We start from the raw sequence: 24,236 nt of genomic DNA, 5'->3' as shown, positions 1-24,236 counted from the left end.
CCAGTTATCACATAAAGGCATACAGGGCCGCGCAGTTCTCTGCGCGGCCTTTTCAATATCAGGAGCTGTCATGCTGTCCATCACCCCGATCTACGCTGCACTGATTGCATTTCTGTTCATTGCGCTCAGCGTGAACGTCATCCTGCAGCGTCGCAAAGGCAAAATCTCGGTCGGAGATCACGGCGACAAGGCCATGATCAAAGCCATGCGGACGCAGGCCAACTGTGCCGAATATGCTCCTTTCGCATTGCTGCTGATCGCCATGGTTGAGTTGCAGGGCGCTGAAGCATGGCTTGTTAATCTGCTGGGTCTGATGTTGCTGGCCGGACGGCTGTCGCACGCCTACGGCTTCGGAAAGACGCCACAAACAATCATTATGCGACAGATCGGAATGTTACTGACATTCTCGGCGATTTTGGTCGCGGCCAGCGCGGGTCTTATTCTGGCGCTTTGAAGCACCTGATCGCTGTTATCCGATAGGAGCGTACCAACCAGGCTGAGCGCCGCTAAATCGGTGCGAGACCTCAGATTCCATGCGCTCGCTGTCAAATTTCGAAACCATGATCACAAGAATGATCATGACACCCAACGCTATGGCTTTCAAATCTGAGACATTGATCATCGTAACACCTTCCCGCGCAGCTTGCTTTGCTTTCCATTTGCTCTTGAACGCGTGAGGGGCAGGCATTCCGTCGAAATAATTTTCCAACGGCCCCATTTTCCTCTTGCAGCCACGTGTGGGAATTTATACATCCCTCCTCACTCAACGGCGCGGGCGTAGCTCAGGGGTAGAGCATAACCTTGCCAAGGTTAGGGTCGGGCGTTCGAATCGCCTCGCCCGCTCCATTGAGAGGTCTTTGGACCGACATAAGTATCTGATGCGGGCGTAGCTCAGGGGTAGAGCATAACCTTGCCAAGGTTAGGGTCGGGCGTTCGAATCGCCTCGCCCGCTCCAGATACCAGACCTTCAACACCTGTTTGAATGTGGTGCTTTACGGAACTCGTTTCTGTTTTGACATCATATTGGCTTCCATCCAACAGTTGCCAAATCAGGCGCGGAGGATGGATTGACCAGTCGATACAGTTTTCCTGACGGGCATTGGGATTGGCCCGTCAAATTGACTCATCACCACGCCGTCCGTGCCGGGGACATGATTTTCACTGGCGGGCAAGTCGATCTGGATGCGCAAGGCAATGTGCGCAACATTGGCGATCTGACAGCGCAATGCAGAAACTCTATGGCCTATATGGCCAACCTGTTCTCTGATTTGGGTGTCGATTTCGATGATCTGGTGCGCTTGGTCGTCTATTACGTAGGGGATGCGAATGACGAAGGCCACTTACAGGAGCTTCTAAGCCAGATCATTGGCGACACGGCCCGCCCCGTGATCAGCATGATCAACATGCCAGAGCTATGTTATCCGAACATGCTCACAGAAATCGAAGGCGTTGCCATGCGGCGTCCAGACGGCGCCAGAATACCAAAACAATGCCATCGACTTGAGGACATGCCGTATTTGCCAGACGGGTTTTCACATGTGGTTCGTTCCGAGGATATGGTTTTTACCAGCGAGATGTCTGCCCTGACACCACATGGAACGGTTGAGGCCCCAGACAATATTCCAGCGCAAACTGCCAAAACCATGGAGCGTTTGAAGCGGGCGCTGTCGACGGTCGACGCGGACTTGCACGACATCGTCAAGCTCAACACATTTTATCCAGATGATCTACATGGCAGTAGCTGGAAGAAAGCCGCAAGTCTAAGAGCTTCGTATTTCTCCGATCCCGGACCTACAGCGACGGGGATCCCGGTTCCCAACTTTGCGCACGAAGGATTGACGACCAAAATAGCAGCAACGGCGATTTGCACGTCGGCGACTGATGAGCCCAAAAATTTTGCATGGCCAGACGGGCATTGGAATTGGACCACACCGCTTCCGTACAAACAGGGTAACAGGTGTGGCAATGTCATCCACATTGGCGGGCAAGTAGCCCTGGATCATCAGGCGCAAGTCCTTAAGCCCGGAGATATGGTCGCGCAAACCAAGATCGCAATGGATACCCTATCCAAAGTTCTAGCCGAGTTTGGTGCGACACTGGACGACGTCGTAAAAGTCACGACCTTCTATCAGGGAAGTGCTTCAGCGGAAGCGCTGCATGAAAACCTGCTGATACGCTCGAATTCTTACACGGCGCCGGGGCCTGCTACGACTGGCATACCCGTGCCCGCGCTTATCTATGAAGGAATGATGATCGAAATCGAAGCGATCGCAATTTTGGATTAAGCAGTGCTGCTCTGGACCCGCGCTCACGCCGAGCCAGCAAGGGGCTGGTTCTTTTCGGCGGGCTGGGCCACTCTGACCAATACAGCCATAAGACAGGGACCTGACCATGCCGCGCTATGACAAACGCCCTCTCACCATAGCCGAGGTTCAGCACGCCGTGGATTGGGCCGGGCGCGAAGGTTGGAACCCGGGTGTGCATGATGCCGAGTGCTTTCGCCCAACAGACCCTAATGGGTTTTTGGGCGGGCTTCTGGATGGTGAGATGATCTCATCTGTTTCGGCTGTGAATTACGACGACACATTTTCGTTTTGGGCTTCTGCATCGTAAAGCCCGAGTTCAGGCACCACGGCCACGGGCTTGAAATCGCACAGCATGCGCTGAGCCATTGCACGGGCCGAAACATGGGTCTGGATGGCGTGGTCGAACAGCAGGATAACTATCGTAAGTCTGGCTTTTCTTTTGCTTATAACAACTATCGTTTCGCAGGGACAAAACACCAGATTCTGGCCAAGCTAGAGGCTGAGCCGAACAGCCATATATCGGATCTGAAACAAGCGTTTGATGAATTGAAGGTATATGATCGCGTTCTGTTCTCCGCACCACGCGCTCTGTTTCTGGAAAGCTGATTTGGTGCTTTCAGCCACGTTTCAAAGCTTTACACCGAGAACGGCAGGATCAGGGGCTATGCAACACTGCGCCCTTGTCTAACGGGTTATAAGATCGGCACCCTATTTGCAGACACTAAAGAAATCGCGAGGGCGTTGCTGGCCGCTGTTCTCCCGTCGATTCCCGAGGATCACAACGCGCACGAAGTGTTCATCGATATGCCACAGCCCAATGTATCGGCGTTCGCGTTGGCCGAAGAGCTTGGGGTGGAGAAGGTCTTTGAGACCGCGCGGATGTATTCCGACCACGAACCCGAGATTGACCTGAACCGAATCTTCGGCGTGACGACGTTTGAACTGGACTAGAAAGCCTTGAACGTCATCGTGGTCAGCGAGCGTTCGATATTGGGAATCTCCAGCAGGTTTTCGTTGATGTAATGGCCCACATCATCGGTTTCGGGGATGTAGAGTTTCAGCAGCAGGTCATATTCGCCGCTGGTGGAATACAGTTCCGAGTGGATTTCGCGGAGGGCAATCTCTTCGGCTACCTTGTAGGTGGTGCCGGGTTTACAGCGGATCTGGATGAAAACGCAGGTGGACATGGGCCGGGCCTTGTTGGTTCGTGTTGACCGTAGGCTGGCATGGGCCGCGCTCGGGTGCAATCCCCTGCAACAGTTTGCACCGAAGGCTCAAAGCGGTCTGGATAGGCTGCTCTTCCGGGTCTATAAGCGCCCCAGAAGCAAAAGGAATTCGCCCATGCGCAGCGCTAAGATCAGCCGTCAGACCGCCGAAACCGAGATCTCGGTCGAGGTCAATCTGGACGGCACCGGCCAGTATGACAACCAGACTGGTGTTGGGTTCTTCGACCACATGCTGGACCAACTGGCGCGCCATTCGCTGATCGACATGACGATCCGCGCCAAGGGTGATTACCACATCGACGACCACCACACGGTGGAGGATACCGGGATTGCTCTGGGTCAAGCGCTGACGCAGGCATTAGGGAACAAGAAGGGTATTCGCCGCTATGGCGAATGTCACCTGCCCATGGATGATGCACAGGTGCGTTGTGCGCTGGACCTGTCCGCCCGCCCTTTCCTGATCTGGAATGTGGACCTGCCGACATCCAAAATCGGTACGTTCGATACAGAGTTGGTGCGCGAGTTCTTTCAAGCGCTCAGTACCCATGGCGGCATAACCCTGCATGTCGACCAATTACACGGCTTCAACAGCCACCACATTGCCGAGGCCGCCTTCAAGGCAGTCGCCCGCGCTCTGCGTTTGGCGGTCGAGACCGATCCGCGCAAGGCGGATGCGATTCCCTCGACCAAGGGCGCATTGTAGATGCTGACAGCCATCATCGACTACGAGAGCGGTAACCTGCACTCGGCAGAGAAGGCGTTTCAACGCATGGCTCGCGAGCTGGATGCTGGCGAAGTCGTCGTGACCTCGGACGCTGACGTTGTTGCGCGGGCGGATCGATTGGTCCTACCGGGAGATGGAGCCTTTCCGGCTTGCGCCACCGAGTTGCGCGGCCACAAGGGCATCTATGACGCGATGGTAGAAGCAGTGGAACAGAAGGGCCGCCCGTTTCTGGGCATCTGCGTTGGTATGCAGCTGATGGCGACCAAGGGGCACGAATACTCCCAGACCGACGGTCTGGGTTGGGTTGCCGGTGATGTCGTGAAGATCGAACCCTCGGACAGTACCCTGAAGGTTCCGCATATGGGCTGGAACGATCTGGTTTTGGAAAGCGACCACCCGGTTTTTGACGGAGTGAAATCAGGTGATCACACATATTTTGTTCACTCCTACCACTTTCGGGTGACCAATCCGGTCCAACGATTGGCATATGTGGATTATGGGCAAGAGGTCACGGCCGTGATTGGCCGTGACACCATGGTCGGGATGCAGTTTCACCCTGAGAAAAGCCAGGACGTAGGCCTGCGCATGATCGGAAATTTCCTGACCTGGACTCCGTGATCGGTTATTGAACTCGGGTCCAATCCTGTCCACGGCAGATCAAACCACCCGCGACACAGCCTTTCACCGTCAGTTTGTTCTGCCCGTTCAGCGACATTTTTGAGTTGTAGGTCTTATCGCGATCCGGTGCCCAAATTTTGCCGCCGCTATAGGCACCGGCACCATCTGGCACCATGTCCCAGATGATCTGCTTACCAAGGTTCTCGTACTCCAGTTGCTGATTGCCTTCAGCGTCAAACGCGCTGTCGATGGTACCGCAAATGGCACTGCCGCATTCGGAAATCGTCACATGCAGATAACCGCCCGTATCTCCTGGGGCAGTCTTCCACAAACCGTCCACCGGATCGGCGGCAAAGGCGGTTGTGGCCATCGCAGCGAATATAGCTGCAAGAGTATATGTCTTCATTGTTGTCTCCCTGTTTTGCAGACAGTCTGACCTGCCGGTCGGTACCGGGCAAGATTGACTTTGCGTCGCGTTGCGCCCCTGCCCCGCCTGTGCGATATCCCGCGCGTGTAACAAAGATATAGGGCCGCCTGACATGATCCTCTACCCCGCTATCGACCTCAAAGACGGCAATGCTGTGCGCTTGCTGCGCGGTGAAATGGACAAGGCGACGGTCTTTAATGAAGACCCCGCCGCGCAAGCCCGCGCCTTTGTAGAAGCTGGCTGTGAATGGCTGCACCTGGTTGACTTGAACGGTGCTTTTGCCGGTGAGCCGGTAAACGCAGCCCCGGTTGAAGCTATTCTGAGGGAGTGCAATGTTCCAGCTCAGTTAGGTGGCGGCATTCGTGACATGGCAACAATCGAGTCCTGGATCGAGAAAGGCCTGGCGCGAGTGATTCTGGGCACTGTCGCGGTCGAGAACCCCGATCTGGTGCGCGAAGCAGCCAAAGCTTTCCCTGGCAAAGTCGCCGTCGGAATCGACGCCCGCAACGGCATGGTTGCCACCAAAGGATGGGCTGAAGAGACCAATGTTCAGGTCACCGATCTGGCGCGCAGTTTCGAGGATGCTGGCGTCGCTGCAATCATCTACACCGACATCAACCGGGATGGTGCGATGCAGGGACCAAATATCGAAGCCACTGCTGACCTAGCCAAAGCTGTCGACATCCCGGTCGTTGCCTCGGGTGGTGTGTCTTCTATTTCCGACTTGATTGCCCTGCGTGATTGTGGCGCAGATTTGAATGGTGCGATCTCAGGGCGCGCGCTTTACGATGGCGCCATCGATCTGAAAGAGGCTCTGACAACACTCAGAGAATAGTCCGATGCTCAAATCACGCGTGAAGCGATCCGAACTGCCAACCAAGAGTCTGCTGCATAGCCGGCTGGAAGATGGCGATTTTCTGGATTGTTTCAGCGTGGCTTCTGAACTTTCGCCGCGTCAGGCGGCAGAGATTATCACCAGTTTCCCTGCTTGGGCCAAAATGTTGGTTCGACTGCGCGGCATCCTGGTCGCCCCGTTTGGGCTTGATAATACAGGGCCAGAAGCAACTGATAAGGTGGGTATTTTTCCGGTTGAGCACAATGACGCGAGCGAGGTGGTCGCTGGCTTCGATGACCGTCACCTCGATTTCCGAGTGTCTGTCTTTTCCGAAGACGGTCGTATTTCCCTCGCGACCTGGGTTCATCGACACAATCTGGGTGGGCGACTATATCTGGCGATTATTTTGCCTTTCCACATCCTGATTGCGCGCAACGCGCTTGCACGGGTGCGCCGCGCAAGCGCCTGACACGAAGCTATATTAGCCCGCTGCGGCTGTGGTCAGCTTTTTCAATGCACCACGCATTTTTTCGATAACCGGTGACTTTTCGACCTCATCGAGTTCATCCATTGTCTCTTTTGGGTCTTCGTAAGCCAGCCATACCTGACCATTCGCATCCTCAAAAGCCTGCACCTTCAGAGGCAGAAATAACCCGGCGCGCGGATCAATCAGCATCGCAGGCGTGCCCAGTGCTGGGTTGCCGAAGATAAGCACCTGATTGGGTGCAATCGGAGTACCGACCTTTTCTGCCCCAGCCGCGTGATCGATACGGGCAAATACAGTCGCGCCTGCATTGCCTACCGCAGCTTCGAGGGCGTCCAGCGCCTCGGCCACTGTTTTATTGGTTTGTACTTTGATGATGTCGTCAGCCATGGCGGACAGCGCACCTCCGAATGTGATTATTGAAGCCAAAATAAGATGTCGCATCTGGATAATCCTTTTCATGAATTTCACCTCTAATTTCCATGGCTTCTCGGTAGATCACAATCACAAGTCTGGCATCGGCGAGGCTTTGCCGGTAGAGGTGCCAGCAACAGAGGATACCCAATGCTGAAAACCCGTATCATTCCCTGTCTGGATGTCGCTGATGGCCGCGTGGTCAAAGGTGTGAATTTCGTGGGCCTACGCGATGCGGGTGATCCGGTGGAGTCCGCCAAGGCCTATGATGCTGCTGGAGCCGACGAAATCTGCTTTCTCGACATCCATGCAACCCACGAAAATCGCGGCACCATGTTTGATGTCGTCCAACGCACGGCAGAACAATGCTTTGTCCCCCTGACTGTGGGTGGCGGAGTTCGCACCAAGGATGATGTACGTGCCCTGCTGTTGGCAGGAGCGGATAAGGTCAGTTTTAATTCGGCCGCTGTGGCCAACCCGGATGTGATTGCTGAGGCGGCAGACCAGTTCGGCAGCCAGTGTATCGTCTGCGCCATCGACGCCAAAACCGTTAGCCCCGGCAAGTGGGAGATTTTCACCCATGGCGGTCGCAAGCCCACCGGTATCGACGCGGTTGAGTTTGCCAAGACCGTTGTCGCCAAGGGCGCGGGAGAAATCCTGCTAACCTCGATGGATCGCGATGGCACCAAGGCTGGATTCAACCTGCCCCTGACCCGCGCGATTTCAGATGCCGTCGATGTGCCAGTGATCGCAAGCGGTGGCGTCGGCAATCTGGACCATCTGGTCGAAGGCGTCACCAAGGGCGGGGCAAGCGCTGTTCTGGCGGCCTCGATCTTCCATTTCGGCGAATATACCATCCAAGAGGCCAAAGAACATATGGCCGCCGCCGGCATTCCAATGAGGCTGACATGAGTATTCTGCACGAATTGGCCGCAACCATTGAGGCCCGCAAAGGGGCGGATCCCGATAGCAGCTGGACCGCCAAGCTATTGTCCAAAGGCCCTGAGAAATGTGCTGAGAAATTTGGCGAAGAGGCTATCGAGGCTATCATTGAGGCAGCCAAGGGCGACAACAAAAAGCTGACCTCTGAGGCGGCGGATGTGCTTTACCACCTGCTGGTCATGCTGGCCGCGAGCGATGTGGAACTGGACGATGTGTTGGCCGAACTGGCCCAACGCCAGGGCACCAGTGGCATCACTGAAAAGGCATCCCGGCCCAAGGGGTAAGCGGGTTTCGTGCGATAACCCAGCTCGCTATACTCCGGGTTCGGGTGCATTGAGGCAAAGGGCGCGCAGATGATCAGAGCTTTGGTGTTCGCAGCAGCACTTGCAACTCTCGCGGCCTGTACCACCCCTCCCCCTTCTTCTGGGGATGAGGTCCAACGGCTGGCGACTGAAATCCAAAGCCTCGGCCCCGATATCGACCCGGAAGAGGCCACCCGCGCCGCCCGCATCGCCTATGCCTATACTGCGCAGCTGGTGCAGGAATACGAAATCACAGACCCTCCACTGATCCACAATGCCAAGGTCAACAAAGGCCTGCGCCCGCGCGGCTTGTGCTGGCATTGGGCCGAGGATATCGAGCGGCGACTGGATCAGGAAAAATTCCGTACGCTCGAGATGCACCGCGCTATCGCCAATGCGGATAACCCATTCCGTATCGACCACAGCACCGCCATCATCAGCCGCAAAGGCGAGAGCATGTATGACGGCGTCGTCCTGGACCCCTGGCGCTATGGTGGAGTGTTATTCTGGTCGCCCCTGGTTGAGGATACCCGTTACGAGTGGGTCCCACGCGAAGAGGTTCTGGAAAAGCGTCGCCAGGAACAAGTCGGGCAACTGACCCGATTGGCTTTGAACTGAACCCGTTGTGCATCATCAGGCTCCGATGTGTTCGACCTCGAAAGCCCGTGACAGTTCAGTCTGTCTCCACCGGGATTCAGCGTTTTGAATAGTCGCGCATTAGCGATTGCAGCTCTTCCGGTGTTTCCGGAAATCGGGAGTAGCTGTGAACAGCAGGAACATCCACCCAAGGCGTCTTCGCCTCTGTCATCACTTCGAGAAATGGCTCGAATGAAGCTGCTTGATCTAAGATCGACGTCCGCAGGTTGACCCGTTCCGGTGCTCCTTTGAGCTGAGAGTAGATGAAGTTCAGACACGATTTGCAGAAATAATGCGCGCGTTCGACCGATCCAAGACCACCCAGAACCAGTTCGCCGTCATAGGAGAAACTATCGCTTGGGAACATGGTGGTAAGAGAAAAAGCGCTCGCACTGAATTTTTGGCAATCACGGCAGTGGCACGCAACGGTTAACAGTGGGGATGCCGTCACACGAACGCGCACCGCACCACATAAGCAAGCACCTTCAAATGGAGGTTCTGGAATTGACATTGTTCTTAGCTCACTTTCCATTTCACAAGCCCCTCCGCAGGGATCAGACAGGTTCAATTTCGGGAGGCTGGGAATCAGCGGATTGCACGAAGGCGGCACTCAACCAAGACCGACTGGCAATCCAATCATAGCGCGATTTTGCTGTGAAAGCGCTATAGCCATGAATTGCTTAGAGTTTGGACGAAATGACGCCCGTTGCAAACCCACCCATCCGCAGCTCGCCAAACAGGCGCTGATATTCGATTTTGGGGCAACGGTTCATGACCACGTCAATATCGCGGGCCTGCGCTCTGGCGGCTGCCTCGGCATGTTCTACGCCGATCTGCATCCAGATTGTGCGTAGATTCGGCAACTCGGCCAAAGCCTCGTCAACGATAGGCGGAACGGCTTCAGAGCGTCGAAAAATATCAACCATGTCTACCGCTTCAGAGATCTCGGATAACGACGCCCTGACCGTCTGACCGAAGAGAGGTTTACCGGCATGCCCCGGGTTCACCGGAATCACCGTATAGCCTTTGAGCGACAAGTAACGCGCAACGTAGTAGCTGGGCCTTACCGGATTCATCGACACGCCAACAACGGCAACAACCTTGGTACGTTTCAACACTGTGGTCAGGAACTGGTCAGAGTAATCAGGCATGATCGCACCCTAGACGCCATGTCAAAAAGAAAAAAGCGCTCAGGTCTTGCCTGAGCGCCAGTTGTTGGAACGAGGGACAGTGAAATGACCCGCGGCAGTTCCATTCCGCGGTCACTGTGACATTTAAGCCTAAGTTTGTGAAAAAAAAGAGGGGGCGCGCATTTTTGTGATGACAATTCACAATTGGCGGAGATTTGCCGATCAGTTATACAGAACTTGAGGCCAATGCCCCTCGGCCTCGCGAATGTTCTGCGACACGTTCTGTTTCCAGATACGCTCAATCGCTTCCGAATGGGTCAAGTACAACTTTCCGTCAACGATCTGCCATGCTTGCGGGTCAGTGCTGCTGAGCACCCCCTGCACCATCGCAAACGCACAATATCCACCAAACTGAGGAGCAAAAGCCCGTGGGTTGCGCTCGAATCTGTCACGATTTTCTTCCGATGTGAACTGCCACACGGCCCCCTTCCACATCAGGGAAAAATCAGATTTCCCCAGCGTAGGCGTTCCGATCCTGAAGTATGAGACCGCATCATAACCAGAAACAGCCAATCCGCCGTCAGAATAGAACATCGGCCTTTCCTGCGCTCTTACTGAAGGCGCAACGGCGAGACATGCGAGACTGGTTAAAAAGGAACGTCGGGACAGCATCACTGATTCATCGATTGATTTTGAGAGGGTTTTAAGTTGCACATTTCATCTGGTCACGAAAACCCCCATGACGCCCTTGTGAACACGCGTGCGGTCTTCAATCGAAAACGTCTTCAATAGCATCCCAGGCCTCGTCCAATACGCGCGAAAACAGGCCCTTTTTCTTCTTCCTATTCTTTTTGTTGTAATGGGTTGGCCTGGATTTCTGGACCGGACGATCAACAAGCTTGGCCTTTGGAACCATCTTGAGGTTATGCAAAGGCGCACCACAGCTTGAGCAACTTAGTTCATGTTGCTGTTTCCCCCTAAGAACCAGCGCGGCGCGGGTTCCACAATAACAGCAGGTGGCGATTTTGTGCGGCGTGGAAATGTGAACCTCCTGTCATCTGGGCTGTGACGCATATAGTGCAATTGCGGCAGCATTTGAGACATTGAGTGACCCAAATCCGCCCGCCGCGTCAATCTTGACCAGCTGGTCCACAGATTCTTTGGTCTTTTGACGCAGGCCCGGTCCTTCGGCCCCCAATACTAACGCTACTGGCTGCGTTCGTTTGCCCTCCAATACGGTTTCGATAGTTTCGTCTGCCTCACCATCCAGACCCAGAACCAGAAAGCCCATATCCTGCAGCGCATTGATCGTGTCAGCCAGGTTACGGACACGCAGATACGGTTGCCGTTCCAACGCACCGCTGGCAGTTTTTGCCAGTGCGCCAGTTTCAGGGGCAGAATGGTGCCGCGTGCCAATTACCGCACTTGCGCCCAATACTTCCGCTGAACGGAGAATCGCGCCTACGTTATGCGGATCTGTAACCCGGTCCAAAAGCAACACACGCGGGATTTCCTGCCCGATACAATTCTCGACAAGCCCACCCCAGTCCAGCGGCTTGACCTCAAGCGCAGCCCCCTGATGAACAGAGCCCGGATCAATCGGAGCCGTGAATTTCCGTGGATCAACTACCTCGGCCTCAATCCCGGAAAAATCAATGGATTCCACCAGCTTATCGCGGGCGTTTCGCGTCACGATCAAACGTAGCTTCTGCCGTTTCGGATTCATCAAGGCATCACGAACAGCATGTAATCCAAACAGCCATACGGTTTCCGCAGCAGCAGCTTTTCGCGCCTGTTCTTTCTCGACGACCCACTTTGGTTTCTTCATTTTACGGGCCTCCGGGCCGGGAATTCGGTTTCCTGCGTCAAAGCGGTATTTTCCTGTTGACGCCCTTTAGACGCGCTAGTAATCACGCCTCCACGTCAGGTGCAACGCCTGACAGTGGGCGACAGGCCGCAAGGTGTGGCAGGGGACTGTAACTCCCTCGCGGAGACGCACGCCTGGTTCGATTCCAGGGTCGCCCACCATTCAGCTTCTCAGTCTTTGGGTCGGTAAATGCCATTTAGGGTGTTCCAATAAGCTTTGCGCCCGCTTTGGTCGACTGTTTGTTTGTTGCAAAGTGGGAATCTAGACTAATGCGAATGGCCCACATCCATTAACTGGAAATTTGTCTCTGGTATCAAATAGGGCAAACCACTCGTAGATTAGTGTTTTCGAGACATTGATCTCTTTATTGTTGTGGTAATTGCTCCAACAGCCAGCCCTGAAATTGCCTTGCAAATTCATTCTCTTCGTTGCTCGACAGGTAATATCCTTCGTTACTTTCGACGGTTGCCGGATGCGCCCTTTCAAGCACACCAGAATTGATCGCGTGTTTGATCAGAAGTTCGCTCACAAGCGCAATTCCATTGCCATGGGCAGCAAAGTGCAAGGCCACACCGTACGAATCCGCAAAAATCTGAGGCTCCGGAACAGGCTCAACCTTTGCGGACCATTCTTTCCATCCGCTGGATGTGCCGACCGCTTCGATCAACGGCAAATCACTTACCCCACCTTTAAGGCTGGGTGATTTGAGGGCAATGAGCTGGTTAGGTGTGAGCAATCTGGCATTTCTTCCTACCTGTTTTTCCGATCCGAAGCGGATTTCTACATCTGCGCGTGCAGAACTGAACTCGTCCGGCCAGACCGCACTTAAAAGACGAACGCGGATATTCGGATGCCTCTTCCGAAATTCAGCAAGGTTTGGCGCGATAATCCACTGGGCTACACTGACTGACGATGCGATGGTCAAAAGGTTCTCTGACGGGCCAGTATCAAATGTATCTGTCGCTGCAGACAACACCCCCAGTGCCGCCCCGACCTGAGGCAGCAGTTTGCGCCCTTCGTCGGTCAGCGACAATCCACGCGCATGGCGCGTAAACAAAGCTGCACGCAGCCGTGTTTCAAGGGATTTTACCTGTTGGCTGACCGCAGATTGGGTCAGGCCGATCTCTTCACCGGCAGCGGTAAAACTCAGATGGCGCGCAGCGGCCTCGAACGCGCGAAACCAGGTCAGCGGGGGCAGCGATTTTTTCATGGGTCAAGTAAGCCATTAGTCTTTTTAATACATAAGCCCTTAAATCAATCGTTTGTCAAAGTCGGTGTAATCTCTGAATTTCTCGGGTAGCGAACAGGAGAAATTTATGCGCCCCGAGATACGGAAGATCGTGACCTATGATGAAGAAGTTCTCATCGAAGGTTTCAAAGAAACACAACAACCTTGGCGCATGTTCGCTGTTGCCGCAGTTGTCAAGAACCCTTGGGCAGGGCGGTTTGTTGAGGACCTGAAACCCGAAATACAGGCTTATGGCCCTGTTTTGGGAGAGATGATAACCAACCGGATGATCGCTCTGGCCGGCGGCGGAGATGCGATCGAAGCTTATGGCAAAGCCGCCGTGGTTGGTCTGAACGGCGAGGTCGAACATGCCTCGGGGCTAATTCATACGCTGCGCTTCGGCAATTTTTATCGTGAGGCGGTCGGCGCCAAATCTTATCTGGCGTTTACCAATACACGCGGAACGGCCAATGCACCGATCATGGTTCCGCTGATGGACAAAAACGATGCAGGCCGGCGATCACACTACCTCACCATCCAATTCTCGATCCCTGATGCGCCGCGGGATGACGAGATCGTGGTGGTGCTGGGAGCAGCTACCGGCGGACGCCCCCATCATAGGATTGGAGATCGCTATCAGGACTTAAAGGATTTGGGCCATGATCTGGACAACCCGGCCGCGGTCTGATTTCGGGCGCCTCCGCGCGATCAGCCAAGGTGACGGCCCAGCGGTTCTGTTGATACATGGTGTCGGGCTTCGGGCCGAAGCATGGAACGCGCAACTGGACACCTTGTCGTCAATGTTCCGTGTCACCGCAGTGGACATGCCGGGCCATGGCGCGAGCGCCTTGCCAGCCGGAGCACAAGACCTTCGGAGTTATACAGATACGATTGCATCCGGCCTGGATACACCGGCAATCGTCATTGGGCATTCCATGGGCGCCATGATCGCACTGGATTTGGCTGCGCGACATAAGGGAAAGGTGCTGGGTGTGGCGGCACTGAATGCCATATTCAATCGAAGTGATACAGCCGCCAAAGCCGTAAAAGCGCGCGCATCTCTTTTGGACACGGAAACAGGCACTGACCCGACGCCTACCCTGGCCCGTTGGTTCGGTGATGCAGATGTCATCGAGAAAGAGGTTTGCAGAAATTGGCTCACAAACGTCGACCCGATGGCCTACCGCAGAGCCTACAGCATATTTGCGTATGAAAATGGCCCAGATATCGACACGCTCTCTGCGCTGACCTGCCCCGCACTTTTTCTGACGGGGAGCGCCGAACCCAATTCGACACCCGAGATGTCTGAAACAATGGCCTCGCTTACCCCGAAAGGAAAAGCCCAAATAATCACAGGTGCTGCGCACATGATGCCCATGACACATGCAGCCGAAGTCAATTCTGCGCTGCTGGAATTTGCTAGAAAGTCAGCTCATGGCAGAGATTGATCCCCGCACCCTACGCAGCGCGTTTGGCCGTTTCATGACCGGCGTGACCGTGGTGACCTGCCGCGCAAATGACGGAACGCTTTGCGGTTTCACCGCCAATTCCTTTTCGTCGGTCTCGCTTGACCCGCCGCTGCTTCTGGTTTGTCCGGGTCGGTTTCTGTCGACCTTTGACCAGTTCTCGAACTGCAGTCACTTCGCCATTAGTATTCTGGCCGAGGGGCAGCAAGAAGTATCCAATACATTCGCCAGTTTCACCGGAGATCGTTTCGCCGCGGTCCCCCATACGCTCGATCTGAACGGCATTCCGTTGATCGATGGGGCTATTGCTCAGTTTTCTTGCAGCACATGGCAATCCTTGCCTGCAGGGGACCACCAAATCCTGATCGGAGAAGTGCAAGCGTTCACTGAATCCGACGCCCTTGGGCTTGGATATACCGGCGGGCAGTATTTCAGCCTTGGCCTCGAACGCGCCGCGATGGACCGGAATGGTGGCACAACAACTTGTGGCGCAATTATTAACTCAAACGACTGCGTTTTGCTGGAACTCACTGACGATGGATACCGACCGCCTCAGATCAGCTTAATCGACATTGGCAATCTGCGGCAGGACCTGACCGACGCCCTCGCATTGCAGGGAAGCCCCGTCGAGCTTGGCCCGGTTTATTCTGTCTATGACGATGCGCAAAGCCAGACCCACCATGTTTACTTTCTGGCCCAAAGTGGCGTGCAAACCGGACAATCTTCGTTGCAACCCATCCCAACCGCTACCCTGCCGACCCTCTCATACACGACCTCCGCGATTGCCGACATGATGCTGCGGTATGCGCTCGAATCCCGCACGAACAGCTTTGGGTTTTACCTTGGCAATGCGGATCGCGGCGATGTTCATAGCTTGATTGAAAGGAACTGATCCATGGATTTTTCGCTTTTTGCGCACATGGAACGCATGACCCCTGATCAAAGCCAGGAAAATCTTCACAGCGATTTCATCGAGCTGTGCAAAATGGCCGATGACGCCAGAATGCGCGCGGTCTGGACGGGTGAGCATCATGGAATGGATTTCACCATTTCCCCTAACCCTTTGTTGGAACTGGTCAACCTCGCCAATCACACCAACCATGTGAAACTTGGGACCGGTACAGTCATCGCCCCTTTCTGGCACCCCATCAAACTGGCAGGCGAAGCTGCATCGGCGGATCTGATTACAGGTGGTCGGATCGAGCTTGGCATCGCGCGCGGTGCTTACTCTTATGAATACGAACGTCTCATGCCGGGTATGGACGCGTGGGAGGCCGGGCAACGCATGCGCGAGTTGGTGCCTCTGATCCCCAAACTATGGGCTGACGATTGTGCACATGAAGGAGAGTTCTTTCAGTTTCCCGCAACGACCTCTGCACCGAAACCTGTTCAGAAAGACGGGCCTCCGATCTGGATCGCCGCGCGTGATCCCAATAGCCATGAATTTGGCGTTCACAACGGATTTAACATCCAAGTCACTCCCCTCTGGCAAGGGATGGAAGAGATTGAGAGTCTGGTCGGCCGTTTCAATGACGCTTGTGAAGGGTATGCTGGGCCGCGCCCCAAAATCATGCTCTTGCACCACACATATGTCGGAAAAGATGCAGCCGATGTAGATTTAGCTGCACGAGAGTTGTCGCGGTTTTATTGCTATTTTGGTGCATGGTTCCAGAACAAGCGGCCAGTGAAACAGGGTTTGATCCAACAACTGACCGCAGAAGAAATCGCTGCCAACACGCTGATGGCCCCGGAAAACCTGCGGCGTGATCTGACGGTCGGAACCGCAACAGAGGTGATTGATCAGATCAAACGCTACGAAGATTTAGGGTATGATGAGTTCTCATTCTGGATCGACAGCGGCATGAGTTTTGAGCGTAAGCGCGCCTCGCTTGCCCGCTTTATCGACGACGTCATGCCAGCATTCCAGTGAGGGAAGAGATGGACCAGAAACCACATTACCAGCTTTTCATCGACGGGGAATTTACCGACGGTGCCCAAGGGCAAACCATGTCCTCGGAAAACCCCGCCACCGGAACACATTGGGCCACCTTTGCCTGTGCGGCACCCGACGATGTTGATCGAGCGATCAGCGCCGCTCGCCGGGCCCTCAACGACCCTACATGGCGCGACATGACCCAGACTCAGCGTGGCAAGCTGTTGTATCGTCTGGCAGAATTGATCGAGGAGCATGCCGAACAGATCGGCCGCATCGAGACCACCGACAGCGGCAAGCTGCTGGCTGAGACTGCGGCGCAATCCGCCTATGTCGGGGATTACTATCGCTATTATGCGGGGCTGGCAGACAAGATCGAAGGTGCAGTTCTGCCCATTGATAAACCCGACATGCATGCGTTTACCCAGCGCGAACCAATCGGCGTTGTGGTCGCGATCGTCCCCTGGAACGCTCAAATGTTCCTGACCGCAACCAAGTTGGGACCGGCCCTGGCTGCGGGCTGTGCAGTTGTACTAAAAGCCTCAGAAATCGCTCCTGCGCCTCTGCTTGAATTTGCCCGTCTCATTGAAGAAGCCGGGTTTCCGCCTGGCGTAGTATCGGTCCTCACTGGTGATGCCGAAAACTGCGCCATACCCTTGACGCGCCATCCGGATGTAGACCGTATCGCCTTTACCGGCGGGCCGGAAACTGCGCGTCATGTCGTTCGCAACTCGGCCGAAAATTTCGCGGTTACCTCGCTTGAGCTTGGGGGAAAATCCCCGATGGTCGTTTTTGATGACGCTGATCTCGATGGTGCCGCGAATGGATTGATTGCAGGAAATTTTGGCGCATCAGGGCAAAGCTGTGTGGCTGGTAGTCGTGGGCTTGTCCACCGCCCGGTATTTGAAAAGATCGTATCTCTGATTGAATCCAAAATGGAGGGCGTCACTGTCGGCGATCCTCTTGCACCCGATACGCAAATCGGACCTCTTTGTACGTCAGCGCAGATACAGAAAATAGAGGCCGCGCTAAATGCCGCCCGTTCCGGGGGCGCGCGCATCCGTTTTGGTGGAAGCAGGTTGGATCGCGCTGGCAACTATATGGCGCCGACGCTTGTGGAATGCCCCAATGCCGACATCGAGACTCTGAAGGTTGAGATGTTTGGCCCGGTTATGTCCTTGATCCCGTTTGATACGGAAGAGGAAGCCATCGCAATCGCCAATGAAACGCCATATGGGCTCGGCGCGGGAATATTCACCCAGAATGTCGCCCGTGCACATCGTGTGTCAGGACGGCTCAAAGCAGGGATTTGCTGGGTGAACACGTATCGCGCGGTCTCTCCCATTGCCCCATTTGGTGGGTTCAATCAGTCCGGCTATGGGCGAGAGGCCGGGATTGACGTGGTTTATGACTACACGAGAACCAAAACCACCTGGATCAATACGTCAGATGCGGCAATGGCCAATCCATTCACCATGCGCTGACATTTATATGAACTGGAATTTTTTGAACCAACTTCTGACGGATTGGTGACGGAATAGGCACCGCTTACAGCGATGATTTCAACCCAAACCCAGAAAAATCTACAGAAGCTTATCTGGGTCGATGCTATTAGACACCGAGGTAACGTGTAAGGATCGTCTGATCTTCAGCGACATCTGCGGGTTGGACAGTCACACGATCTTGGCCGTTTTCAATAAAGGTGATCCGGTCAGCAATCGACAAAACCGCATCGATACGCTGTTCCACAAGGACGATAGCGTAGCCTTCTGCTTTCATTTTAACCACGACTTGCCGGATCTGTTCGATCATTGAAGGCTGCAATCCTTCGGTCGGTTCGTCCAAAAGCAATACCTTGGGGCGCAGGCATAACGCTCGGGCTGTGGCCAACATCTGCTGTTCACCTCCTGAAAGTGTACCGGCGACTTGGCTCAGACGTTCCTTGAGCCGGGGAAAGAGTTCAAGCACCCAATCTCGTGTATCTGCACCTTCACCCCGCGCCAAAAGGCCCATTTCGATGTTCTCTGAAACCGTAAGCTCAGGAAAAAGCCGCCGTCCCTGCGGGATATAGCCGATTCCGCGTTGTGGCACGAGGTGTGCAGGCAGGCCGCTGAGGCGTTCACCATCTAAGATGACCTCACCTTGGCTCAGGGGTAGTTGCCCCATGATTGCTTTCAGCAATGTCGTTTTGCCCGCCCCGTTGCGGCCCATCAGGCAATGAATTTCCCCTGCACTGACGGTCAACGACACGCCAAACAGCACTTTTACCTTGCCATAGCCGGTGTGGATATTCTGGATCTCAAACATCGGCGGGCGCCCCCAAATAGGCGGATTGCACGGCAGCGTTCGCGCGAATTTCGTCAAAGCTACCCGAGGCCAAAAGGCGACCCTGATCCAGCACTGCAACATGATCGGCGGTTTCAGCGACCACCCGCATATTGTGCTCGATCAGCAGGATCGTAGTTTCTTCGGCCATCGTCCGCATGAGCGCCACAAACGCTTCAACTTCACCTTCGGCCAGACCTTGGGTCGGCTCGTCAAGGATGAAAAGTTTGGGATCCTGCGCCAGACCCATGGCAATTTCCAACACCCTTTGGTGACCATAACTGAGGTCCGAGGCGACTTGCCTGGCTCGATCCCTTAATCCGATTCTATCCAGCACAGCAGTCGTCTTTTCAGCATGGGCTACTTTGTCATGCGCAAGCCTGCGACCGGCAGCAAGGGCAACGTTGTCTTCAACCGTCAGTCCGGGAAAGATCGAAGTGATCTGGAACGTATAGGCCATGCCGAGTTGCATGCGTTTATGCGCGGGCAGTTTGCTGATGTCCCGGCCTTCGAATGAAACGCTGCCGCGGGTTGGTGGAGTCCGCCCGCTAACCATTCCAACAAATGTCGACTTGCCCGCGCCGTTGGGCCCTATCAACGCTGTAATTGCATTCCTTCGCAGAGAGAAATCTATGTCAGTATTGGCCTGGAGCCCGCCATAGATCTTAGTCAGGCCTTTGGTCTCAAGGATATTTACGGCAACCATGACACAGCTCTCTTGCGTATTGTGCCCGCAATACCTTGGGGGGCGAACAGGGTCAGCAGAACCAAAGCAACACCGGCAACAAGCATATATGCGTTGGTGAAACCGCTAGAAATGTCGATCAGATAGAACATGAAGATGACGCCGATTAGAGGTCCGATCGTGGTTCCGGCCCCGCCCAGCAAGACCCACAGTAGCGGGAAGATAGAATAATGCACCGCGGCAAAGCTTGCACCGACATAGCCGAACAGCATCGCGTAGGCGGCGCCTGCGACACCTGAAAACAGGCCAGATACAACCAGCGCAGCAAGTTTCAGACGCCCTACGTCATATCCCAACATCCGGGCTCGCTCTTCGTTTTCCCGTATGGCAACCAGTCGCTTTCCAAATGGGCTTTGCACCAAACGCGCCATGGCGAGAAAGCAGATGGCGAAAAGGGTAAATGCAGCGAAGTAACGTGCCGTTTCCGTTGTCAGGTCAATCCCAGCGAGGTTACGTTGGGCCTGTTGAATGATGAAGCCTTCGTCACCGCGCGTGTATTCTCCGAAATACAGGATCACGAGATAGAAGGTTTGAGCAAACATCAGCGTCACGATCATGAACGCGACACCGATGGTACGCAGCGCCAATAAGCCTACGCCCAGCGCCAACAATCCCGCAGCGAGGACGCCAACTGCAAAAGCTGGTAGCACTGACAGTCCGCCGAAATTCATGCTCAGCCCAAACCCGTACATTCCAGCGGCAAAGAACATGGCGTGGCCGAGGCTCAGAAGGCCGGTATAGCCAAACAGCAGATTGAACCCGATGGCATAAATCGCAAGCACCATGATACGCGAGAAGGCTCCGACGTGATATGCGGGCAGCACGAAGAACAATGCGATAAGCACAAGTAAAGTGCCGATATGCAATGCGGTTGTTCTAGACACCGTCATCAGGCCGCCACCCGCCCCATCAAGCCTTGCGGCCGAAAAACAAGCACCATTGCGACAAGGAAGGTCGCGATGATTTTGGCCAGAGTCGGCGAGAAAAAGACCGAGATAATGCCGTCGCTCATTCCGATCAGCACCGCTGCAATCACAGTGCCGGGCAAACTTCCGAGACCGCCGATGATTACCACGATAAACGCCAGCAACAATGGATCTCCGCCCATTAGATAATGGGCCTGCTGAATTGGAACCACCAACACAGCACCTAGTGCTGCCAGCCCTGCACCCAGGCCAAATACCCAGGAGTACACACGATTGACCGGCACCCCAAAGGCCTGAGCCATCTCGCGATCCTGCTGCGTTGCGCGCATGATCAATCCGATCTTGGTGCGCGTCAGCACAAACCAAAGCGCCCCCAATACGGAAATCGCCGCAACAATCACGAACAGCTTGTAGGTCGTCACACTTAGCCCCCAGGGCCAGATCATTTGGAATCCATCTGCACCAAAATCGAACCAGGGCAGTGCCAAGCGAGTGTTGAATGGTGGCGCGACAGGCCGCGCCTCGGGTCCATACAGCATCAGCGTCGATTGCTGCACAATATAAAGTACGCCAATCGTGGCTACGATGGTCCGGTCCACGTCATAGTCGATCCGCTTTAGGATCAGCTGATCGACCCCCGCCGCAATGCAGCCGACCAAAACCGGCACTATAAGCAGGGCAGCCACGAAACCGAAACCAGCATGGCCGCCGATCATCGTGCTTACCGCCCAGGCAAATACCGCACCCAGCATGAAGAACTCGCCATGGGCGACATTCACAACGCGCATGACGCCGAACACAATGCTGAGCCCCATTGCCGTCAGCACAAGAATAGCCGAAATGACCGCCCCCTCGATGGAGGCGAGCATCAGGTGAGGCCCGAAGTCCATACCCAGTCTCGCTTTTGCCTAATGTCGGGATCAGAAGGATTGCGTGGTGTAATCCACCTCATCTTCATAAAGGCCATCCTCGATTGACGCGGTATGCACCACATCAAGACGGCCATCACCAACCTTTGAGATATACTGTTTGCCAAAGGTCTGATGGGTCTTGCCGTTAAAGACTTTTTCACCCTGCGGATGTTCGATGGATTCCGGCATGTCAGTCATAGCCTCGACCGCTTCGATCAGTTTGGAGCGATCTGCAGGCCCTTGGTAGTCCGCTGCTTCCATACCAGCTTTGATGATATGCATCGTTTCCCAACACCCGAACATATGAGCGTAAGTGGCAACATTGGCCGGGTCATCGATCGCAGCGCCACTGTCATTCACGCCAACTGCCGCACGATAGGCTGAGGCCGCCTCCGATTCGTTGGCTTGCTTATAGCGCGGCATGCCTTCCCAGAAATACGTGCCTTCGAGGAACTCAAGCCCGGGGCTTTGTATATCAACCGCTTCAAGGCTGTCGATAAAGCCAAAAATCTCGGGTCGGCTGGGTCCGAAGAACTCGCCCATCTCTTTGACGAATGTCAGCACTGCCGGGCCCACCATCACATGATAGATCACTTCGGTTTCGCGCGGGATGCTTGGGAAATAGCGGGTGAAGGTTGTCTCGGTGGGCGGGATCGCAATCTTCGCAACAACTTCGCCCCCCTGCGCCTCAATCGCTTGCGAGAAAAAGTCGCGATGATCATGGCCGAAAGCAAAGTCAGGATAGATCATCGTGACCTTCTTACCCAGATTGTCGGCAACGAAGGGTGCCATCGAAATAACCTGACTTTTCACATCAGTGATACCTGGTTGCAGCGTATAGCGATTCAGCATGCCGCTGGCGACATGGTGACCTTCGGAGACAACAAAATAAGGCAGTTTCAACTCGCCCGCGCGGGGCGCAGAGCCAATTACCACGTGGCTGAACAAGGTACCGAAAGCGACGTCTACCTCGTGTTGGTTGGCAAATTTCTCAAGCACTTCGGCCCCACGCCCGGGATCGGTTGCGTCGTCTTCAGTGATGATCTCGACCGGACGACCATTGATGCCGCCCATTTCGTTGATGCGCGCAGCAGCAGCGTTGGTCGCCACGTCATACCAGCGGCCATATGCAGCGCCAATGCCAGTCGCGTGCTTTTGGAATCCGATCTTGATCGGTGCCGAGCTTTGCGCTTGCGCAAATCCAAGAGAACCGGGCAACACCCCACCCGCGGCCAGAGCACTTGCACCGGCCCCGAGACCAAGCAGTGTACTACGGCGACTGATCTTTGAAGTCTTTGTCATGGCGTTCATCTCCTCTGTTGTTTTTAGGGCGATGTTTCGCCTCTCTTTTTTGATCAGTTTGTATGTATACTAACGAGTTGTCTACATTTTTAAGCTCCGCGCGGGCTGGAAAGCAGCCACAGCCCGAAAATCGTATAGAAAATCATCAAGATAGACAGACCCAATTGCAACAGCAGAATGTCCCTGCGTGATGTGCAAAGAGCCTCAGCCGTCCTGTGGCACAAGATGACGGCCAAAACATGCGACAATACAACGACACCCGCCTGCGTGAGCCAGATGGTCTTCACAGTTTCTGGAACCGTCAGAAACCCGACCCTGACGGGGCGGCTGCCTAGCCCGAACAGATTCCAGCCAAGCGCGAAAGGATCGGCCAGTGTTGCGACTACAACCTGAATTTGAACCAGAAACGTCACGAAGTAGTGGGCAAAATGATAGCCGATCGCAATCGGCAGCAAGGTGATGGAAAAGCGGATGAAGGCTATTTTGAAAGAAGCGGTCTCGTTCACCAGTACCGTTCCCAAGTAAACGGCGAGCGCAAAAATACACGTCAGCAGTAGCATACTGGTGTAGAGGCCAAGCGTCGTCGGCCAGATCATCGCGGTTCGCCCCGGATACTCCAAGGGATTGACCCCTATCTGATCCAGCCACCAGAAGGTCTCGTAGAGGCCATCGAAACTGCCGGATGCGAGAATAATTATTACAAAGGCCGCATGGCTTAGATCAAACTTATTACCGTGAAAGACTTGCCATCCCGGCGCGCCAAATGCTGCCCCGCGCACCGATCTGATTGTGCCGATCAGTGCGAACAAGACCGAAAAGCACTCGACCTGACCAAGCCAGGATTTGCGCCCAAAAAGGGTCATACCCAGTACTGTAAAACCCCAGTATCCAAGCGCGAAACTCGCAAGCCTGCCCGGATCGTTTGGAGCTGCATCGGCAAGAACAAAGCCCTGAAACGCCGCCATAAGAACAACAGCCGGCCAAATCGAAAGTTTTTTTGCAATTGTCAGAGGCGCTTTGTGATTTGGGGCCAACAGACGGTGCAAGCCCGGCCAGGGATTGACCCATTTCCAGACATCAAAGATCAGCGCTTGCACCATGAAAAGTAACATCCACCATATGGTCCACAGCACCAAAGGCATGAGGTTCGCTTGCGGGTCCGTTGGGCCCCTTAGACCAATCAGAATCAACAACATCAGACAAAGGGAGGCTGCGATCTGACCCCAGTTGCACCATCGGCCTCGACCGCGCTTGAGAGGCAATGTAATGGGCCGCAGTATAACCTCAATCTGCCCTGGTCTCAGGCAAACAAGCAGCAGGATTGTCGCTGCCACAGTCGCAGTACCACCAGTGATGTAGGCGGTGGTGGGCAAAAGAAGCACAAAACCCTGATCGGCTGCATGAGCAAAGGCTGGTCCCGCAACCATAGTGGCGCAAACTAACGCAAGAAATGACTTCACAATCAACTTCACTTCGTTAGCATACACAC

General features: G+C 54.7%; 32 protein-coding genes, 3 tRNA genes and 1 pseudogene. 20 read left to right on the top strand and 16 right to left on the bottom strand.

The genetic code is table 11. The annotated features are described in order from the left end of the window. Positions 1 to 70 precede the first annotated feature (70 nt). Complete coding sequence (locus ACR0DU_RS08750; protein ID WP_480456484.1) at positions 71 to 454, top strand: MAPEG family protein; 384 nt, start codon at positions 71 to 73, stop codon at positions 452 to 454. A 15-nt stretch (positions 455 to 469) separates the two neighbouring features. On the opposite strand, the gene ACR0DU_RS08745 is transcribed toward ACR0DU_RS08750, so the two are convergent. Next, positions 470 to 688: a hypothetical protein gene (locus ACR0DU_RS08745; protein WP_480456483.1), complete on the bottom strand. Its 219-nt coding sequence runs from the start codon at positions 686 to 688 to the stop codon at positions 470 to 472. An 83-nt stretch (positions 689 to 771) separates the two neighbouring features. Between ACR0DU_RS08745 and ACR0DU_RS08740 the strand changes: the two genes are divergently transcribed. From ACR0DU_RS08740 to ACR0DU_RS08715, 6 genes and pseudogenes are all read left to right on the top strand, one after another. After that, positions 772 to 846, top strand: a tRNA-Gly gene (locus tag ACR0DU_RS08740). Between the two features lie 34 nt (positions 847 to 880). Next, positions 881 to 955: transfer RNA gene (locus tag ACR0DU_RS08735), tRNA-Gly, on the top strand. A gap of 112 nt (positions 956 to 1,067) precedes the next feature. After that, positions 1,068 to 2,285 carry a RidA family protein gene (locus tag ACR0DU_RS08730; protein WP_480873697.1) on the top strand — a complete coding sequence of 406 codons (1,218 nt, stop codon included), beginning with the start codon at positions 1,068 to 1,070 and terminating at the stop codon, positions 2,283 to 2,285. Between the two features lie 106 nt (positions 2,286 to 2,391). Then, on the top strand, positions 2,392 to 2,613 hold the full coding sequence (locus tag ACR0DU_RS08725; RefSeq protein WP_480873694.1) for a hypothetical protein: 222 nt from the start codon (positions 2,392 to 2,394) through the stop codon (positions 2,611 to 2,613). Next, on the top strand, positions 2,595 to 2,912 hold the full coding sequence (locus ACR0DU_RS08720; protein ID WP_480873691.1) for a hypothetical protein: 318 nt from the start codon (positions 2,595 to 2,597) through the stop codon (positions 2,910 to 2,912). Before ACR0DU_RS08725 ends, ACR0DU_RS08720 begins: the two co-directional genes overlap by 19 nt. A 30-nt stretch (positions 2,913 to 2,942) precedes the next feature. Continuing rightward, positions 2,943 to 3,257, top strand: a pseudogene (locus tag ACR0DU_RS08715) (GNAT family N-acetyltransferase); the annotation flags it as partial. Here the strand turns inward: ACR0DU_RS08715 and ACR0DU_RS08710 are convergent. After that, positions 3,254 to 3,493 carry an Lrp/AsnC ligand binding domain-containing protein gene (locus ACR0DU_RS08710; RefSeq protein ID WP_170543593.1) on the bottom strand — a complete coding sequence of 80 codons (240 nt, stop codon included), beginning with the start codon at positions 3,491 to 3,493 and terminating at the stop codon, positions 3,254 to 3,256. The pseudogene ACR0DU_RS08715 and the gene ACR0DU_RS08710 sit on opposite strands and share 4 nt — an antisense overlap. A gap of 154 nt (positions 3,494 to 3,647) precedes the next feature. On the opposite strand from ACR0DU_RS08710, the gene hisB reads away from it, so the two are divergent. Both hisB and hisH read left to right on the top strand, forming a co-directional pair. After that, positions 3,648 to 4,235 (top strand): imidazoleglycerol-phosphate dehydratase HisB, encoded by a 588-nt coding sequence (gene hisB, locus ACR0DU_RS08705; protein ID WP_480873688.1) that lies wholly within the window; start codon positions 3,648 to 3,650, stop codon positions 4,233 to 4,235. Continuing rightward, positions 4,236 to 4,874: an imidazole glycerol phosphate synthase subunit HisH gene (gene hisH, locus ACR0DU_RS08700; protein WP_170775325.1), complete on the top strand. Its 639-nt coding sequence runs from the start codon at positions 4,236 to 4,238 to the stop codon at positions 4,872 to 4,874. It begins immediately after the preceding gene. Between the two features lie 4 nt (positions 4,875 to 4,878). Here hisH and ACR0DU_RS08695 read toward each other — a convergent pair whose 3' ends face one another. Continuing rightward, positions 4,879 to 5,280, bottom strand: coding sequence for a DUF2147 domain-containing protein (locus tag ACR0DU_RS08695; protein ID WP_010442615.1), 402 nt, complete (start codon positions 5,278 to 5,280; stop codon positions 4,879 to 4,881). Positions 5,281 to 5,413: 133 nt separating this feature from the next. Here ACR0DU_RS08695 and hisA point away from each other — a divergent pair, with 133 nt between their 5' ends. Continuing rightward, complete coding sequence (gene hisA / locus ACR0DU_RS08690; protein WP_480873684.1) at positions 5,414 to 6,136, top strand: 1-(5-phosphoribosyl)-5-[(5-phosphoribosylamino)methylideneamino]imidazole-4-carboxamide isomerase; 723 nt, start codon at positions 5,414 to 5,416, stop codon at positions 6,134 to 6,136. Positions 6,137 to 6,140: 4 nt separating this feature from the next. After that, positions 6,141 to 6,605 (top strand): DUF2867 domain-containing protein, encoded by a 465-nt coding sequence (locus ACR0DU_RS08685; protein WP_480873682.1) that lies wholly within the window; start codon positions 6,141 to 6,143, stop codon positions 6,603 to 6,605. A gap of 12 nt (positions 6,606 to 6,617) precedes the next feature. Here the strand turns inward: ACR0DU_RS08685 and ACR0DU_RS08680 are convergent, their stop codons facing one another. Then, complete coding sequence (locus ACR0DU_RS08680) at positions 6,618 to 7,064, bottom strand: DUF302 domain-containing protein (protein ID WP_480873680.1); 447 nt, start codon at positions 7,062 to 7,064, stop codon at positions 6,618 to 6,620. Positions 7,065 to 7,184: 120 nt separating this feature from the next. On the opposite strand from ACR0DU_RS08680, the gene hisF reads away from it, so the two are divergent. From hisF to ACR0DU_RS08665, 3 genes are all read left to right on the top strand, one after another. Beyond that, positions 7,185 to 7,946, top strand: coding sequence for an imidazole glycerol phosphate synthase subunit HisF (hisF, locus tag ACR0DU_RS08675; protein WP_170477009.1), 762 nt, complete (start codon positions 7,185 to 7,187; stop codon positions 7,944 to 7,946). Further along, on the top strand, positions 7,943 to 8,260 hold the full coding sequence (locus tag ACR0DU_RS08670; protein ID WP_170781896.1) for a phosphoribosyl-ATP diphosphatase: 318 nt from the start codon (positions 7,943 to 7,945) through the stop codon (positions 8,258 to 8,260). Before hisF ends, ACR0DU_RS08670 begins: the two co-directional genes overlap by 4 nt. A gap of 69 nt (positions 8,261 to 8,329) precedes the next feature. Continuing rightward, the gene (locus ACR0DU_RS08665; RefSeq protein WP_319546724.1) at positions 8,330 to 8,896 is read left to right on the top strand and encodes a hypothetical protein; all 567 of its coding nucleotides are present in this window, start codon (positions 8,330 to 8,332) and stop codon (positions 8,894 to 8,896) included. Between the two features lie 76 nt (positions 8,897 to 8,972). On the opposite strand, the gene ACR0DU_RS08660 is transcribed toward ACR0DU_RS08665, so the two are convergent. The 5 genes from ACR0DU_RS08660 to rlmB all read right to left on the bottom strand — a co-directional run bounded on the left by ACR0DU_RS08660 (position 8,973) and on the right by rlmB (position 11,872). Further along, entirely contained in the window at positions 8,973 to 9,446 is a 474-nt protein-coding gene (locus tag ACR0DU_RS08660) for a GFA family protein (RefSeq protein WP_480873677.1), read from the bottom strand. Between the two features lie 148 nt (positions 9,447 to 9,594). Then, the gene (locus ACR0DU_RS08655; protein ID WP_010442623.1) at positions 9,595 to 10,065 is read right to left on the bottom strand and encodes a CoA-binding protein; all 471 of its coding nucleotides are present in this window, start codon (positions 10,063 to 10,065) and stop codon (positions 9,595 to 9,597) included. Between the two features lie 201 nt (positions 10,066 to 10,266). Next, a complete protein-coding gene (locus ACR0DU_RS08650) occupies positions 10,267 to 10,638 on the bottom strand; it encodes a YHS domain-containing (seleno)protein (protein ID WP_480873674.1) in 372 nt (123 codons plus the stop codon). A gap of 175 nt (positions 10,639 to 10,813) precedes the next feature. Continuing rightward, the gene (locus tag ACR0DU_RS08645; RefSeq protein ID WP_480717480.1) at positions 10,814 to 11,086 is read right to left on the bottom strand and encodes a hypothetical protein; all 273 of its coding nucleotides are present in this window, start codon (positions 11,084 to 11,086) and stop codon (positions 10,814 to 10,816) included. A gap of 12 nt (positions 11,087 to 11,098) precedes the next feature. Further along, positions 11,099 to 11,872: a 23S rRNA (guanosine(2251)-2'-O)-methyltransferase RlmB gene (gene rlmB / locus ACR0DU_RS08640; RefSeq protein WP_480873671.1), complete on the bottom strand. Its 774-nt coding sequence runs from the start codon at positions 11,870 to 11,872 to the stop codon at positions 11,099 to 11,101. A 116-nt stretch (positions 11,873 to 11,988) separates the two neighbouring features. Between rlmB and ACR0DU_RS08635 the strand changes: the two genes are divergently transcribed. Continuing rightward, positions 11,989 to 12,072: transfer RNA gene (locus tag ACR0DU_RS08635), tRNA-Tyr, on the top strand. Positions 12,073 to 12,275: 203 nt separating this feature from the next. On the opposite strand, the gene ACR0DU_RS08630 is transcribed toward ACR0DU_RS08635, so the two are convergent. Further along, positions 12,276 to 13,121 (bottom strand): LysR family transcriptional regulator, encoded by an 846-nt coding sequence (locus ACR0DU_RS08630; RefSeq protein WP_480873669.1) that lies wholly within the window; start codon positions 13,119 to 13,121, stop codon positions 12,276 to 12,278. A 106-nt stretch (positions 13,122 to 13,227) separates the two neighbouring features. On the opposite strand from ACR0DU_RS08630, the gene ACR0DU_RS08625 reads away from it, so the two are divergent. Genes ACR0DU_RS08625 through ACR0DU_RS08605 form a run of 5 tightly spaced genes read left to right on the top strand, consistent with a single transcriptional unit; the run spans position 13,228 to position 18,022 of the window. Next, positions 13,228 to 13,827, top strand: a complete 600-nt coding sequence (locus ACR0DU_RS08625; protein WP_319546719.1) for an amino acid synthesis family protein — start codon at positions 13,228 to 13,230, stop codon at positions 13,825 to 13,827. Then, positions 13,799 to 14,587 carry an alpha/beta fold hydrolase gene (locus ACR0DU_RS08620; protein ID WP_480873665.1) on the top strand — a complete coding sequence of 263 codons (789 nt, stop codon included), beginning with the start codon at positions 13,799 to 13,801 and terminating at the stop codon, positions 14,585 to 14,587. Before ACR0DU_RS08625 ends, ACR0DU_RS08620 begins: the two co-directional genes overlap by 29 nt. Beyond that, complete coding sequence (locus ACR0DU_RS08615) at positions 14,574 to 15,497, top strand: flavin reductase family protein (RefSeq protein WP_170781902.1); 924 nt, start codon at positions 14,574 to 14,576, stop codon at positions 15,495 to 15,497. Before ACR0DU_RS08620 ends, ACR0DU_RS08615 begins: the two co-directional genes overlap by 14 nt. Positions 15,498 to 15,500: 3 nt before the next feature. After that, the gene (locus tag ACR0DU_RS08610) at positions 15,501 to 16,535 is read left to right on the top strand and encodes an LLM class flavin-dependent oxidoreductase (protein WP_480873662.1); all 1,035 of its coding nucleotides are present in this window, start codon (positions 15,501 to 15,503) and stop codon (positions 16,533 to 16,535) included. 8 nt (positions 16,536 to 16,543) lie between these two features. Further along, a complete protein-coding gene (locus ACR0DU_RS08605; RefSeq protein ID WP_480873660.1) occupies positions 16,544 to 18,022 on the top strand; it encodes an aldehyde dehydrogenase in 1,479 nt (492 codons plus the stop codon). Between the two features lie 127 nt (positions 18,023 to 18,149). On the opposite strand, the gene ACR0DU_RS08600 is transcribed toward ACR0DU_RS08605, so the two are convergent. The 6 genes from ACR0DU_RS08600 to ACR0DU_RS08575 all read right to left on the bottom strand — a co-directional run bounded on the left by ACR0DU_RS08600 (position 18,150) and on the right by ACR0DU_RS08575 (position 24,174). Continuing rightward, complete coding sequence (locus tag ACR0DU_RS08600) at positions 18,150 to 18,845, bottom strand: ABC transporter ATP-binding protein (RefSeq protein WP_480873658.1); 696 nt, start codon at positions 18,843 to 18,845, stop codon at positions 18,150 to 18,152. Further along, positions 18,838 to 19,569, bottom strand: a complete 732-nt coding sequence (locus ACR0DU_RS08595; RefSeq protein ID WP_480717422.1) for an ABC transporter ATP-binding protein — start codon at positions 19,567 to 19,569, stop codon at positions 18,838 to 18,840. Before ACR0DU_RS08595 ends, ACR0DU_RS08600 begins: the two co-directional genes overlap by 8 nt. Further along, the gene (locus ACR0DU_RS08590) at positions 19,557 to 20,498 is read right to left on the bottom strand and encodes a branched-chain amino acid ABC transporter permease (RefSeq protein ID WP_480456454.1); all 942 of its coding nucleotides are present in this window, start codon (positions 20,496 to 20,498) and stop codon (positions 19,557 to 19,559) included. The genes ACR0DU_RS08595 and ACR0DU_RS08590 overlap by 13 nt, the downstream gene beginning before the upstream one ends. Then, the gene (locus ACR0DU_RS08585; RefSeq protein ID WP_170781907.1) at positions 20,498 to 21,424 is read right to left on the bottom strand and encodes a branched-chain amino acid ABC transporter permease; all 927 of its coding nucleotides are present in this window, start codon (positions 21,422 to 21,424) and stop codon (positions 20,498 to 20,500) included. The genes ACR0DU_RS08590 and ACR0DU_RS08585 overlap by 1 nt, the downstream gene beginning before the upstream one ends. A gap of 30 nt (positions 21,425 to 21,454) precedes the next feature. After that, a complete protein-coding gene (locus ACR0DU_RS08580) occupies positions 21,455 to 22,747 on the bottom strand; it encodes an ABC transporter substrate-binding protein (protein ID WP_010442637.1) in 1,293 nt (430 codons plus the stop codon). A gap of 89 nt (positions 22,748 to 22,836) precedes the next feature. Further along, positions 22,837 to 24,174 carry a hypothetical protein gene (locus ACR0DU_RS08575; protein ID WP_480873653.1) on the bottom strand — a complete coding sequence of 446 codons (1,338 nt, stop codon included), beginning with the start codon at positions 24,172 to 24,174 and terminating at the stop codon, positions 22,837 to 22,839. Positions 24,175 to 24,236: the final 62 nt, after the last annotated feature.

The organism is Ruegeria sp. G2 (assembly GCF_056533505.1).
This window is presented reverse-complemented; position numbering and strand designations above follow the sequence as displayed.